The sequence below is a fragment of the Bacteroides sp. L008 genome (assembly GCF_040812255.1).
Lineage (GTDB): Bacteria > Bacteroidota > Bacteroidia > Bacteroidales > Bacteroidaceae > Bacteroides > Bacteroides vicugnae.
On record NZ_JBFNXO010000001.1, the window covers coordinates 1,928,741 to 1,943,381 of the forward strand.

The window sequence follows — 14,641 nt, forward strand, 5'->3', positions numbered from 1 at the left end:
TATTTCAATTTAAATTATAAGTATGCACACTGACTCCCTGTGCGGCCGGAAGGTAATTGATTCCATACCAGCACATTTGCAACAGGACAAATGATACTAACAGAATAATCAACGCAGGACGTGCCTTCAATGGCTTGCCTAATCTGAAATGGATATACACCAGATAAGCGAACCAAGTTGCTGCCGCCCAAGTCTCTTTCGGGTCCCAAGCCCAGTAATGCCCCCAGGCTTCTTTTGCCCAGATAGCTCCGGTAAGCATACCTAATGTCATAAATGCCAGACCTACATAGGTGAGGTTGTCACACAAATCCATCTCTTTCCGTTCAACCTCCTTCTTTTTGAACCAAAGCAGATAGACGGCCATCACCGTCGCCGCTCCCAACATAGCATAAGCAAACATATACACAATGACATGAGGGGCAAACCACGGGCTTTGCAAAGCAGGCATTAATGTCTTATTGTGAATCTCCGGTTTGAAGATATTGATACAGATAAAGACCAATGAAAGGATGCAACTGAAACTTAAAATCCATTTATACTTCCAGCGTGCATAGGTTATCAATCCCGCCAACGGAAGGAAGAAAGAATACCACAGCCGTGTCTCTCCCATTGTCCGCATCGGAGGACGTTCTAATGAAATCCACATTCCGATAATGAAGCTGAAGAAAATAGCCAGACCTAAGAAAGTAAATCCATAAGCCCATCCCGGTTTTGTACCTTTCCAGGCAGCAAAAGCTCCCAAAGCCCAACAAACCAGTGCAGCTATTGCAAATAGTATAAAGTATTCCCAACTCATGCTTTGTCCTCCTCTTTCCTCTTTTGTGCGCTGACAAACAGACAGATGGCTCCTGCCATCATCATTATAATTCCTGTGTAAACAACCGGCAACCACGGATCGCGAACCAACTCGAAAACACTGACATCGCTCCATCGTCCCTTTGTTTCATCGTAACTAAGTTGATAAATTTTCCAACCTTCTATCTCCATCGGACGGTTCACTTCAATGGTTCCTTCCGTGGTCGTTCCTTCTTGTGTGTAAATCTTCACTTCCGATGCAAATCGCTGCGGTTCCCGTTCCGGCATTACAATACTGGTTAAAGAATCCAGCCGGATTGCCTTATAGGGAAAAAGAAAACTACCACAGCTTACCCATCCCTCTTTGGTTGTTTGATTCTTCTGATTGACTGCTTTCAGATAGACAGCATAAGTCGCTCCCATCGAATAGAATTTTGTAAACTTCAAGGTATCTTCGGTAGCCACAGAAGCAGCCATCGGAATAGATTGCTCGATAGTTAGCTGCCAATCCTGCAAGCTGCCATTTGTCACTCCCTCTTCCAACAATACATGTACAGGAGATTTGTCGGGAAGCGTACGGCCGGTTTCATTATCAATCAACATCAGTTTCGGAGGATATTCGTCGATAGTGAAATCCTTCAGTTCGATAGCCAACGGAAGTTCAATCAGTTGGCCTTTATCATCCGTAGCCCGCCATTCGGCACTTCCCATCCGGGTTGTCATTTTCAACCTTTGCATATCGGCATTTCCCAAAGTGGCTGTTATCAGTGCAATAAACAATCCGATATGATTCAGTAGGAAAGAAATTCTGCTGATCTTCAAAGAGAAACCGGTGCGAAGGATTGTCAGCCCCAAGGCGGTGACCATCCAAAAGTAGAGCAAGACAAAAGGCCAGGAAGAAATCATCTGCGAAAATCCCAGCAGATCAGCCGGAGCATGACCGGAAGGAGTCTGCCGGATCAGTCCCATCACTACCGTCATGCCGACCACCCACAATAGAGACGAGACAGCAGCGGAATAATGACTCAACCATCCGAATAAATAGATACGTTTGCGAAGAAGGTGCATGGCTAGCAAAGCAATGATATAAACCACTAACACAATCACATTGACCGGACAGGCAAACAGATCCCAATGAATGGCTCCCACTGTCATTTGCAGCAATAACCCTATCACCAGTAATCCTGCGCCAATCACCAGCCCTTCTTTATAACTCCATGGTTTGCTCCACATATATAAACTCTCTTATTTCTGTGCCAGACGACCGTTTTCTTTCGCTTTCTCCAACCATGCCGGAACAGTTGTTTTCAGGAATTTCTCCTTAGCCGCTCTTTCAGCATCCATATCCAAGCCGATATATTCCTGTGCTTTTGCCTTTGTTGAAATGTCCGGCATTGGAACATCTCCCGTATATCCGTTCTTTGCCAATACTTTAGACACAGCCAGACGGGCTTGCATGGCACGATCCAATCCATGAGAAAGAATTCTCTGAATTTCCTGCGGTGCATGGAAAGAACCTCCGTGTGAAGCTACTCCGAAATCCCAACGCCATTGTGCCTGACGAATCAGTGCGAGCACATCTTTCATCTGTGTTTCTGTGGCACCCTTGTCCCAGGCAAATTTAGCTTCGATATGTGCTTTTGCCAATTCCTGTTCCAGACGGTTACGGATTTCATTCGCTTTACGCTGGCGTTCGTACACATTATTACGCAAAGTCTCTTCACTTTCACGGTGACAAACCTGACAGGTGCGGTCAATCATAGCCAACGGGCTTTGGATATGGTGATCGCTGAATTTCACACCACCTTCACTCTTATACGGCATGTGGCAATCGGCACAAGAGACACCTCTCTGTCCGTGGATACCCATCTGACAAATCTCATAGTCAGGATGCTGCGCTTTCAGAATCGGAGTACGGCTCAATTTATGAATATAATCATAGAAACCGGCCTCATCATAATAAGCCTCCATATCTTCTACCGTAAAACCTTTGTCCCAAGGGAAAGTCAGGTATTTGCCATCCCCTTTGAAATAATATTCCACATGACATTGTGCACATACCAATGAACGCATCTCCTGCGGAGTAGCTTTAGTGATGTCTTTACCCTGACGTTGGAAAGCCTCTATCAAAGCGGGACGACTGATATGAAGATTCATTGTTTCGGGATCATGGCAATCGGAGCATCCGATAGGATTCACAATTTCAGCGCCCATAGCCCCCCATTTATTGTTATAGAAAGAATCGACACCCAATGCCTCCATCATACGGGGAACATCCGGACTCTTACAAGTCCAACAGGTAGACGGTTGAGGACCTTCGGTCGGGCTCATGGGCGAACCGGTACGCAAAGATGCCGTAATATCCTCAATGGCATGCATGTGTCCCCGTGGAGTGGAATAATCTTTTGAGAAAGCATATCCCGCCCATAGAATCACCATTTCAGGACGTTTTTCCAAAGCATCTACAGCAATATTCCCATTAAATTCACTCTCAAAGTCAGTCTTTGCAGTCTCCGTCCAAGTCTGGTATTCACGGGGAAAGTCATCCTTAAACAGTTCATTCCGTGCTTCAATCCCTTTGATAACGTTTTTACGGTTATTGAAAATGCTGGCAACTTCCGCCCTCCGTTCCATCAACGCAGAAACGCATAATCCCAAAACAAATACAACGACCATTGAACCTCCGAACAACAGCCATCCTTGCCATGATTTTAATTTCTTTTCCATTGTATATCGGTTTTATTATTTTATTACGTATTTCATTTCTTATTTATCTTTCTGATTCACCATCTTCCGGAGCCATTCGGGAACAGGCGATTCCGGAAGAGGAACAATCGCTCCCGGAGTACCAGACAGGGAATTCTTTCCACCATGAGGAACATCACGATGGCAATCCCAGCAAGCCTTCCCCTCTCCTACCTGTGACATCATATAATCGATCTTCCCCGTCTTCACAAATTCCGTATTGAGTTGTGTATGACAGCGAATACAGTTATTCATAATCACTTCGGAACTGGCTTCATGAGCCTGAATGACCTGCGGCTCGCTTTTGGTAAGAAATGCAGCCACGTGTTTCATACCGTCCATACCTTTAAAGGTCCATTTCTTCACAGCATTTTCATGCGGCACATGACAATCATTGCAGGTGGCATTCCGGGCATGCGAACTATGAAACCAAGTTGCATAGTAAGGAGTCATAATGTGGCAATTCACGCACGCAGCCGGGTCATCCCCAAGATAGGTATGCGCCCGGAGCATATACATAAACAGTGCTCCTCCACCCACAATAACACCGCCAATGATGACAGCCGCTACCTTCCATTTATAAGAAGGAAAGAGTCGATTTATTATTGGAAACTTCATCATATGAAAAAGTATTTTTCACAAAAGTAAAGGATTGGAAACAAAAAAGGTGTAATAGATATTACACCTTTCAAAAGAAAAAATACTCATTACAAAAAAAACAGTCTATCTATCGTCCTATGGATAGTAGACATTCCTTCCTTATGTATTGCAATCTATCTTATTCATCATGATGATGGTCTTCGTCTTCCACCTCATTACTCAATTTGATATTGCGCGCGATATAAGATTCGTTACCTGCGGCATCCGTGCAATAAACCATCAAATGATAATCCCCTGCAGTAGCATTGGCCGGTATTACAATATCGTGATGATGAATATGGGCGGTTTTCTGTCCGGACACATCATAGGATCTGTTGAAACTAAAATCTACAGTTTCCTGTGCAGCCCTGCTATTACCTCCGTGTGAATGGTGGTCGAAATTACTATGAATTTCAATCTTATAGGATTTCAGCATGACATCATCCGACAAATCCATTTCAAAATGAACCCCATGTTCGTTTCCAATCTTCAAAGCCTGACCTTCTTCCGGTTCGTGAAGTTCAATCAAAGGTTTGGTCGTATCGCTGGAGTCATCATTATCACAAGAGGAAAACATGAAAGTAACTGTTGCCAAAAGGCTAATCATTGGGAGATAAAATTTATTTTTCATTTCAGTATTTTTTTAAATGGAACTTTGATTAATATCTGGAAGTTACGTCCCGGTTCGGGGATTTCAACTTTCCTGTAAAAACTAAGATGATTGTAATATCGGGTATCGAATATATTCCGGGCGGTCAGGGTTATTTCAATCTCATTGTTTCCACCTATCGGAATATTCAATGAACCACCCAGATGAAAGAGATTTGCTCCGGCTGTACGATCTTCGTTACGGTCCACTCTATTTTGCCGGGCAATGCTCTGCCATTCTGCATACAACATATACCGCTTCTTTTGCCAGGTTAATGTATTGCGCATAACAGGAGGTGGCGAGAAACTCAATGGAATATGTTCATCACAATTATAGGTGTAAACGTATTCAGCGGAAATCCGATAATTGAAGTTGCGCAGAAAATCAACATCTACGGTAGCTTCAGTTCCTGCAAATAGCGCTTCCGCTCCGGTATAGCGATAGATTTGTCCGGCATGAGGCAATACAGACCACTCTCCGGTAGGACGCAGAAAGATGTAATTGCTGAACCAACTGACAAATGGAGAGACGGAGAAAGAAATTCCCCGGTACTTCAGATGATAAGAAGCATCCAGTTGCCAGCCTTGTTCGGACTTTAGGTTTGCATCTCCCTGTTCATGGCGGAAAGTGCCGTGATGTACACCGTTGGCAGCCAACTCATTCGCACCGGGCAGGCGGAAACTACGCCCGATATTCACCTTTACCAGATGCTTGTCGGAGGGAGTCCATACCAGTCCCAGAGAAAGAGAATAATCACCGTAGTGCTTATTCACAGAGTGACTGTTCCACTTGTAGAAGTCTATCTGTTCCGGATCATAGCCCTGTTTCCGAAGATAATCGGCAAGGTAAGCATCTTCATGCGAAGAGATATTCATATATCCGTAGTCATATCGCACTCCTCCGCTGACTGAAAACACATTGTTAGGTCTGTATGTCGTAAGCCAAAGCATTCCGGTAGTGGAACGGCGATATTCAGGCAGTAAAAACGAATAGCCGGAAATGTCGTTCCGTTGATGTTGTCCATCCCACCCCAATGTATGTTCCCACGAAGAAGAACCAATAAAACGAGCTTTCACCGAAGCACTGAAAGTGTTCAGATTAAAAGCAAGTTCCTTGTCGGGGTCTTTCTCCGGTGCGGGTTGCGAACCGTAGTGAGTATGGAAAGCACTCCACTCTTCACGGTGATTGTTCTGGAAACCTAAATCGCCTGACAAGATCAGTTTCTCCCATGCATATTGCTGGTGGGTAGTCACTTTCAGGTGATTCACTTTACTGAATGGCAATTCAATATTACGGCTGTCTCCATCATCTTCCACACGTGACGCATCGGGTATGCCATGTGCCCCCGGGAAGAATCCCGTCTTTTGATATACATTACTCACAGCATAATTCGCTTTATAGGCTCTTCGTTGATATTGGGTAAAAAGTCCGATATTACGTTCAATGCCTGCTGTATTCTTGAGTTTACGCCCATATATGGGAATTCTTTGTGTCAGGTAGACAATAGAGTCCGTCGGAATACGATAGTCACCGAAATGTTGTTCCGAATAACGGATATGGGAGTACCAGGCATTCTTCCTGATTCCCAGCATCAGTGATCCTCCGATGGTTCCATTGACTGATTTACCCAGCAGTGTGACATCTCCGAACACACGATTATCAGCAGGAACAGCCGGTGGAACAACATCAATCACTCCTCCCATTGCATCACTGCCATAGAGCAGTGAGGAGGGTCCTTTCAATACATTGACTGCTCCGATATTGAAAGCATCCAGTTCCAGTCCGTGATCAGCTCCCCATTGTTGTCCTTCCTGTTTGATTCCGTTTTCCAATACAGCAATCCGGTTGAATCCCATTCCGCGAATCATCGGTTTGGAGAAGCCCGAACCAATATCCATTGCCTGTACTCCGGGAATGTTCTCCATCGCCTGCATGAAGTTTCCTGTAAAATGTTTGCGCAAAAAATCCTGATCGGCTACATCAACCGTAAGGGCAGACTTTTTTACTTGACGTTGCTGGTACGTTTCGGTTACCACAACATCAGGCAAAAGCATGCTCTTGATTGAATCGGATTTCTGTGCATGGACGGATAAGGTTACAAATAACCCTATTACGCCCGAAATAATTCCGATACGCATCAATTACAATCTTTTATTTAATGTGTAAAATGAATGTGAGGATAGATTGAAAGCCAATCTATCTCCATTGAAAATATGAGTATGTAATCATGCGAACGGAGGCCCGCGTAAATGATGCGAATAAGTTGGTTTGCAAACAACCTTATCCTGGTAAATAACCGGCTCGTAGGGCACGAGCGTCAGTATAGTATGATATTCTATTAATTGAGGTTCCGTGAAAAGAGAAAGAGAGTATTTACATATCGCACAATCATCGGAAGAATTATGGGAATGCTTTGCATGGGAACACGACTTTTCATCCTCACTTCCATGATAGTGAAAGGTCTTCACTACAAAGAAAGGAATGAATGTCATGAATAACATCCATGCTATATATACCCTTATATTTTTCTTTTGATACATTCTCTCTCTATTGATTAATAGAATAGCGGGACAAATATACCGGTATGAAAAAGAACCAGCAAATAATCAGTCTTAATATGTGTTATCAGTAATAGAGTTCAACTCCCTTAATGTCCAAATCTCCTCATATTCATAAGCCTCTCCCGGCTTTAGCTTGACCATAGGACTGTTCGGTTCCATTTCCAAAAATTCATCATTAAAATAAATCATGTTAGGAAAGCACACCCGCAAATTATTATCATATTTCCCCTGCGGAAAATACTTATTTTGTTTGATATACAAATAATCATTGAACTGATAAAAATACATACCGTTTGTAGTATTTATCCCATATTTCTTTTGCTCGTCTCCTCCGGGAAAGGCTGTAAAATAACGATTCTCTACATGAATACGTTCCTGCAAATGATGAGAGGGAATTAATGTATCTGCTGACAATGAAATCTCACTAAATCCCAATGGATATTGTGAATTTGGAATCGCTTCACAATAGTAAATACCACCGGCAGGCAGTAATGTACGTGTCCAAAAACAATATTCAACCTCCCCATTTGATATATTAGACATTCGCTGTTTAATATGCAGAACCGGCTGGTTCTCTTCCAAAAAGTAAATCCTCTCCACCTGAATACCCATCGCCTGTGATGGATGGCTGACCAAGCGCAATTTATCTTCCTCAACAAAGGTTTGATAAGGTCCTGCCCAAATTGAATCATGGATATTCTCCGTTTTACGTTCATTACCGATATCAAATCTACCGGCATCAGGACTTCGTCTTGTTCGTATATAGTTCTCTACAGTCCAGCCGTTGATAACAGAATCACTCCACAATATATTATCTCCACGACTCTCTAAGCCGAAATATAGAATTTGTCCGCCATACGTCGGATTAACAATAACGGAAACAACCCTGTTAGATAGCTTAAGACAGTTCTCCCACCCTCTGTAAGAAACTGTATCAACCTCCTGAACCGGATGATGTGAACAGGATAAACAGAGAAAAAACAAAAGAATGAATAGTATATATCTCATAAAAAAACAACCTCTCTTGATTCATTTAAAATCCTTTGGAGAGGATTTGAAAAGTCCTCTCCAAAGGATCATATTATACCGGAATAATTTCGACAGAGAATGTAGAAGATATTGTTTTATTAAGCCAGATTACGAGGCTTCCTCCTACTGTATCACTCAAATAGTCACTATCAGACACCAATGCCTTTCCATCAACCTTGACCGTTACATTTCCGCTTCCGATCCAATTATCAATTCTAAATACAGGATTTTTCACTGCACCGGTAGGGTTACAAGTAAACTGGCAACTTTCCGTACCTGCCGTTTTCATCAAAACCATCTCCCGTTTGGAATACCCTGTTACATCCGGATTATAAGAAACTCCGTTCAGATTCGTCGGACTTCCCATATACAGCCATCCTCTTGTATATGCATCTATGTCAGAAGCCGCATCAGGTTGATTGATACCCAACAGCATCAGATATACTCTATATTTATTTCCATCCGAATTAACCTGATAAGCAGTATTCCAAGAAACATCTCCTTTAGCCTCCACACCAATCAATGAAGAATGGGAAACCTGTGACGGCCAGGTAGCCGTCGACTTATCATAATCCCCATAACGGGCATTTAAATAGGGTTGTTTATCTACCGGCCAATGAGACATCTGATAATTTATATCATGCCAGGTCAAGTCATTCTCAATCGGCAACGGAGAGACTTCCGGACGTTCGGGAGTGTAAGAGAATACAGAAAAAGCATCAGGAGCATTATTTAAATGAGCAGTATAGATTTGCTCTTTCCAGTTTTTCACATTCTGGTTGACTTCATCAAATGGTTTAGCCGGATAAAGATCATACCGGTTGCCTGAAAGATTAGAAATACTAAAAGCCGGTTGTTTCACATGATCTGACGGAATGGATGAACTGCCGGAAATAACCATGGGTTCACTCAACTCATGATAGCGATAATAAGCCTGTCCCGCCTGTTTCTGAATATACTCGATGCGTCTCACACCTACTCCGTCAGCATAGAAAGTATAATACTCGTCTACTTCCGGATATATCCCGTCAGGATAAGGAGCCTTATAATCCGGATTTACCAACGCATAATGGTACTTAACCACTTTCCGTACTTTGTTATTCTCTATGATATCTACTTTTGCATACGCTAACAAACGATCCGACATCGGCTCAAAACATCCTTTATTCAAATCCGACCATGTTTCAGCAAACTCATAGCAATAAAGCAATTCATTGCTCATGTGCCAGGCAGGTACGAAATTCGCTTCCGACCAAAATACAAATTGCCTGTTTTGTGCAGCAGCCGGACAATGTTTCGGATTGAAACTGATTACCGTTGCATCACCCGGAAAACCTGCCCACGTGAAGTTACGCTGCTTTACATCAAAGTCCGGTGACGCCTCTACAACATCTTCTGCCGGAAACTCTTCAAAACGGATATCAGAATAATTCACCTCGGTCGAATTTTCATTACCATTCCTGACAATCGGACAAATAAAATAGTTCTGCCCCTGTCCTCCCCAATCTTTCGATTGAGCAAGTTCAATCCAGTTTTCATGAAACTCCCCGTCTATTTCTTTCCCAACGCTCACATAAAAATGAAAGAAACCGGATATCTTATTCCTGATGATACGCGCCTTACCTGTAGAAGCTGTAAAAGGAACAGAAAAATAGCTATTATTGAGAGGTATGGAATAACGGAAAGAATAATCGTTTTTATTTATCTTCTTCGTATGATCCAAAACGTTATCTATTCCGTCCTGACGATCCAATACCCGTACGGTCGACACACCGGATTCTGTACACACACTCACCGAAGTATAATTATTGAAATCCGGTTTCCCGTTCTTCTCCCGGACAATAGCCAAGCCAAAGTTAGTTGTTTTATCAGCTGTTACCTCCGCAATAAAATGTCCCTGCGCAATCTGTGGCAGACAAACACCATAAGTAGAGTTCTTCCCGTTCAACCCTATTTTTACAGAGGAACCGGAAATATCAAAATGACCATTAGCCCCTACCGTTAAAGCAATAGGCTGATATTCCGTAACCACAGGAGGAGCCGGTTTTTCTTCTGGATTAACCGGCATATAGGGATCATCCAAAGTGCAAGCTATCAGGCTGGAAAGCAGACAAGCTGCCAATATATTATTCATTATCTTCTTCATTTTTATTATGTATTAATAGGTCCGATTGAGATATACATTTCACAATCAATTGACTTGATTTACCGAGAGACATTTCAATTGCTTCTCAAATGCTGCCGCTGAAAGATGAGTCTTCACCCGAACCACTTCCTCTTTTCCCGGTATCAGCGTTACGTAATTCTGCTCAAAGAAACTTTCATCATCATCAACGAAAAGATAGAGTCCTCTGATCAATGCAGAAGAACGAAGCCGCAAATCAACTCCTTCATTGGTCTTCTCCACCGTTATAACAGGAGCTACCTTTGAATAAGCATATTGATTGGAATAGACCGGATAATAGATATTCGAAGAAATCGTTTTACCATTTTCATTCAACGTCACATAAGTGAAAACTTCGTTCTCTTTCTTACCTCCATAAAGTTCCATAGTTGTTATCGAAGCCACATCTTCACACCCATTAGCACCCAATTCAAGTGAAACTCTCTTTGAGAACACCGTCTGTCCCTCCAAGGTCAGAGTCGTTATCTCCAACTCTCCTTTCATCTTTTGCAAACGATCGGAAATGACTTTGAACACAACTTGTTTTCCGGAAGCATAAGGAGAAACCAATACCTCAGCATAAGCATCACGGGCATAATACTGTAAAGCCTTCCATCTGCCATAATAATCAATGCTCGACCACGAAGCTACCGGCCAGCAATCATTAATCTGCCAATAAAGTGTTCCCATACAGTAGGGTTTTGCACGACGATGAGCTTCAATTCCGATCTTCACCGCCTCCGCCTGCAAATACTGGCTCATATAAACAAATTCACTAAAATCATCAGGAACTTTAAAATATTTCTCCATATACATCTTCATCATATTATTCCCGAAATTCGGATCACGGGTCTGGTCATTGCGGGCACGCTGATGAGACAACATAACTTCCGAATCCAAACGCAAATCATGTTCACTTGCAAAACGACGAATGGTGCGCATCTCCGGATAAGACTGGAAACCATACTCACTCATAAAGCGACCTATGTTTTTAGCTTCCGTATATTCTTCAAGCCATCCTCCTTTCCAGACAGACCAGAAATGTACATCTCCCATATTATAATCTATATTATTATAACCGGTCACAGGAGATGTCGGGTGATAATACCTCGTTTCATCCACAGCCTGTATCGCTTCCGGAATTACGTCATAAAAGAGTTTATGCAGATTACTCTGATAAATTCTGTCTTCTTCGGGCGTATAACGATCTTTCCATCCCCATCCGAAATATGAAATCTCATTTTCATTGTTTCCATTCCAGAGTGCAATACAAGGATGATTACGCAAACGTTTCACATTGTCCTTCACTTCCTCGGCCACACTATTCAAATAATGCTCGTCAGCGGGGAACATGCCACAGGCAAACATCATATCCTGCCAGACAAGAATACCGTATTTGTCACACATCTCATAAAACGCATCCATCTCATAAATACCTCCGCCCCAAATACGCAACATATTCATATTCACATCAGCTGCCGACTTTATGATATATTCGTACCAACTTTCAGGCACCCTGTTCGGAAAATTATCCAAAGGAATATAATTGGCTCCTTTCATAAAGACCGCTTTTCCATTCAGTTTCACAAACATCGACTGCCCCTGTTCATCTTTTTCACGAACTATTTCCAATGTACGGATACCCGTCTTTACACGGTCTGTAACCTTATGTCCTTCTTTATCTAATACAATATCAAAATCATACATCCGGGGATTGCCTAATCCGTTAGTCCACCATAATTCAGGATTCTTCACTTCGAAGTCTACTCGTACCGTGTTCATCCCTTTAGTCAATGCTACTTGTTTACGAACAGCCTCTTTCTTATCATATTCCACCGTAAACGTTGCCTTCGTATCTTCATCACTCATCACCGTACAAACAGCCTCCATCTTCGCTTTTCCCGATTCCAGTTTCCGGGTAATAATTTGAGTCCCATCGATATGGATATCATCCCAGTATTCCAGATAAACATCTCTCCAAATACCGGTAGTAATCAAACGAGGACCCCAGTCCCACCCATAATTATATCCGGCTTTGCGGGCATAAAGGCTTAACATAATATCTGACTGATCATTATTAGGCCATGCCTGCAACTGGAAAGGAGATGCCAGGTACTTAGGCATATCCACCTTAAATATAGAATGGAAATAGATGCGGATAGTGTTCTCCCCTTTCTTCAAATAAGGAAGAGGATTCAAAGTCCATGTACGAAACATATTGTCACACTTCATCACCATATAATCATTGATATAAATATCGGCATACGTATCAAGTCCGGCAAAAACAAGCTGTACGTTGGGCGCTTGAAGCAGAGCCTCGTCTACAGTGAAAGTCTTTTTATATTCCCAGTCCTTTTCTCCAATCCATTGCAGGGATTTCTCATTCACTCCGTAAAACGGGTCCTTTATCATACGATTATTCATCAAATCGGTATGTACGGCTCCGGGCACTTGTGCCGGGAGCCAATTTTGAGATATAGATTGCTTGAACTGCCATTCATCATTCAGACTGATCCGGCTTTTGTTTTTCGCCGTAACAGGTATCAAACAGGTAAATAACATAAGCAATAATATATATTGAATCTTTTTATGCATAATACAAATTAGTTTAATGATAAGTGATTGCTCAATCCAGGTCACTTTCTACCAGAATAGTACTCCGGAAATGAGTTGTATTTCCCGATTTCGGAACAATAAATGTAATCTTGGCAACCGCTGATTTATAACTCGTATCATCGCCCAACGAAGGTGATATATTATAATTTCCCGGTTTACCGCTTTCTTCTACGGCTTTAAAGTTGTCATCTTCAAACGTTATATTCGGACAAGAGAACTCACCTCCCCAGTCTTTTTGATTATAGAATTTGAATTGAACCCATTTACTGACAATGACAGTCTGCGAGTAAACTGTTTGGGTAGCATCTTCCGAAACCTTACGGAAAATAACCGCATTATTAAAATCCCAATCCGGATTATAGCTCCACAATTCCGGGCGACCGATTCCCCAACCATTCACAAACAAAACTTCCGGATAGGAAACATTAGTAGTCAACGGATTTTCCGCACTCTCTACAAAAACAAAGTTGAACATCGTATTCATATATAACGTCACATTACCTGTCTGCCCGATATACATCAACTTATCTCCTTCCAGTTTAAAGAAATCCGGATCAAACTTCAACGCATTGAGATCAATCAATTCTGTCCTCACTTCTTCACCGTTTGTCAAAGAAACATTCTGGGCACGAAGTGTATTATTTACAAAATCATTATCCGCCGCATTCTTCTTATACAGCATGAAGACAACATCATTTACTGTCATTTCCTTTTTCAGAGGTGAAATCTCAAAAGAAAAAGCATCGAATACCACCTCTCTCACTTTCTCTTCCGTACTCTGTGAATCACAAAGGGAAACCGGACGCGACGAAGCCAACTCACAAGTATTCGTACTGGCATCAAATCCCCATACCATTCCTTTCTTTTCCGGCTCGCTATATATAAACACATTTGTATTATTCGGCAAGTCTACAGTAGCCTTATATAAATAAGGAGTTAACGGATTACTTTCATCCCTTTGCAGCACAATTTCTTCCCCTGTTTCACCAACCACTAAATATAATTGTGCAAAATCCGGCCTTTCCAATGGAATCTCGTAAGATTGTTCTGCTGTTTTCACATTTTTATTTGTAGCCACAACCTCCAGAGAAGCAAGTTGCTCGCCACACAAACGTCCGAACGGCACTTCGATTTCTTCTTCCACTTTCAATGTCTTTTGATTATTTCCCGGAAGAGTTTTGGAATAAAGCACCGCCTGATTGGCAACCAAACGTATTTCTACATGCGACAAGGCATCTGCATCCGTCACCTCCACGTTTAATTTTACCGACCCACCATATTGCAACTGTTCCTGATTCAAGGATAACTTTCCAATGACAGGTGCTTCGGCAGACGGATCGAAAAACATTTCATCCTGATTCTGGCAAGAAACAGCCAGTAACCCGATAAATATATAGAATGAAACAAGCTTATATAAATTCGTTTTCATATTTCTTCATTTAA

General features: G+C 42.2%; 11 protein-coding genes. All 11 read right to left on the reverse strand.

The window, feature by feature from the left end:
* Nucleotides 1-4: 4 nt before the first annotated feature.
* On the reverse strand, nucleotides 5-796 hold the full coding sequence (locus AB3G73_RS07895) for a cytochrome c biogenesis protein (RefSeq protein WP_367744334.1): 792 nt from the start codon (nucleotides 794-796) through the stop codon (nucleotides 5-7).
* On the reverse strand, nucleotides 793-2,028 hold the full coding sequence (locus AB3G73_RS07900) for a cytochrome c biogenesis protein ResB (RefSeq protein WP_148364927.1): 1,236 nt from the start codon (nucleotides 2,026-2,028) through the stop codon (nucleotides 793-795). The genes AB3G73_RS07895 and AB3G73_RS07900 overlap by 4 nt, the downstream gene beginning before the upstream one ends.
* Nucleotides 2,029-2,040: 12 nt before the next feature.
* Complete coding sequence (nrfA, locus tag AB3G73_RS07905) at nucleotides 2,041-3,522, reverse strand: ammonia-forming cytochrome c nitrite reductase (protein WP_004304071.1); 1,482 nt, start codon at nucleotides 3,520-3,522, stop codon at nucleotides 2,041-2,043.
* A gap of 39 nt (nucleotides 3,523-3,561) precedes the next feature.
* Nucleotides 3,562-4,161, reverse strand: a complete 600-nt coding sequence (nrfH, locus tag AB3G73_RS07910) for a cytochrome c nitrite reductase small subunit (RefSeq protein ID WP_004297093.1) — start codon at nucleotides 4,159-4,161, stop codon at nucleotides 3,562-3,564.
* Nucleotides 4,162-4,318: 157 nt separating this feature from the next.
* Nucleotides 4,319-4,810, reverse strand: coding sequence for a DUF4625 domain-containing protein (locus tag AB3G73_RS07915; protein WP_164727312.1), 492 nt, complete (start codon nucleotides 4,808-4,810; stop codon nucleotides 4,319-4,321).
* Nucleotides 4,807-6,966 (reverse strand): TonB-dependent receptor, encoded by a 2,160-nt coding sequence (locus AB3G73_RS07920; RefSeq protein ID WP_367744340.1) that lies wholly within the window; start codon nucleotides 6,964-6,966, stop codon nucleotides 4,807-4,809. Before AB3G73_RS07920 ends, AB3G73_RS07915 begins: the two co-directional genes overlap by 4 nt.
* A gap of 87 nt (nucleotides 6,967-7,053) precedes the next feature.
* On the reverse strand, nucleotides 7,054-7,368 hold the full coding sequence (locus AB3G73_RS07925; protein ID WP_148364922.1) for a hypothetical protein: 315 nt from the start codon (nucleotides 7,366-7,368) through the stop codon (nucleotides 7,054-7,056).
* Nucleotides 7,369-7,440: 72 nt separating this feature from the next.
* Complete coding sequence (locus AB3G73_RS07930; RefSeq protein ID WP_367744343.1) at nucleotides 7,441-8,397, reverse strand: hypothetical protein; 957 nt, start codon at nucleotides 8,395-8,397, stop codon at nucleotides 7,441-7,443.
* Between the two features lie 73 nt (nucleotides 8,398-8,470).
* Complete coding sequence (locus tag AB3G73_RS07935) at nucleotides 8,471-10,564, reverse strand: hypothetical protein (RefSeq protein ID WP_367744347.1); 2,094 nt, start codon at nucleotides 10,562-10,564, stop codon at nucleotides 8,471-8,473.
* Between the two features lie 45 nt (nucleotides 10,565-10,609).
* Complete coding sequence (locus AB3G73_RS07940) at nucleotides 10,610-13,177, reverse strand: glycoside hydrolase family 2 protein (protein ID WP_367744351.1); 2,568 nt, start codon at nucleotides 13,175-13,177, stop codon at nucleotides 10,610-10,612.
* Between the two features lie 31 nt (nucleotides 13,178-13,208).
* Nucleotides 13,209-14,627: a DUF5125 domain-containing protein gene (locus AB3G73_RS07945; protein ID WP_195650670.1), complete on the reverse strand. Its 1,419-nt coding sequence runs from the start codon at nucleotides 14,625-14,627 to the stop codon at nucleotides 13,209-13,211.
* Nucleotides 14,628-14,641 lie beyond the last annotated feature (14 nt).

What these genes read in the sequence shown, in the direction of transcription:
- AB3G73_RS07925 (WP_148364922.1), bottom strand. Translation starts at nt 7,368, where the DNA reads ATGTATCAAAAGAAAAATATAAGGGTATATATAGCATGGATGTTATTC.
- AB3G73_RS07935 (WP_367744347.1), bottom strand. Translation starts at nt 10,564, where the DNA reads ATGAAGAAGATAATGAATAATATATTGGCAGCTTGTCTGCTTTCCAGC.
- AB3G73_RS07895 (WP_367744334.1), bottom strand. Translation starts at nt 796, where the DNA reads ATGAGTTGGGAATACTTTATACTATTTGCAATAGCTGCACTGGTTTGT.
- AB3G73_RS07930 (WP_367744343.1), bottom strand. Translation starts at nt 8,397, where the DNA reads ATGAGATATATACTATTCATTCTTTTGTTTTTTCTCTGTTTATCCTGT.
- AB3G73_RS07915 (WP_164727312.1), bottom strand. Translation starts at nt 4,810, where the DNA reads ATGAAAAATAAATTTTATCTCCCAATGATTAGCCTTTTGGCAACAGTT.
- AB3G73_RS07920 (WP_367744340.1), bottom strand. Translation starts at nt 6,966, where the DNA reads ATGCGTATCGGAATTATTTCGGGCGTAATAGGGTTATTTGTAACCTTA.
- AB3G73_RS07945 (WP_195650670.1), bottom strand. Translation starts at nt 14,627, where the DNA reads ATGAAAACGAATTTATATAAGCTTGTTTCATTCTATATATTTATCGGG.
- nrfA (WP_004304071.1), bottom strand. Translation starts at nt 3,522, where the DNA reads ATGGAAAAGAAATTAAAATCATGGCAAGGATGGCTGTTGTTCGGAGGT.
- AB3G73_RS07940 (WP_367744351.1), bottom strand. Translation starts at nt 13,177, where the DNA reads ATGCATAAAAAGATTCAATATATATTATTGCTTATGTTATTTACCTGT.
- nrfH (WP_004297093.1), bottom strand. Translation starts at nt 4,161, where the DNA reads ATGATGAAGTTTCCAATAATAAATCGACTCTTTCCTTCTTATAAATGG.
- AB3G73_RS07900 (WP_148364927.1), bottom strand. Translation starts at nt 2,028, where the DNA reads ATGTGGAGCAAACCATGGAGTTATAAAGAAGGGCTGGTGATTGGCGCA.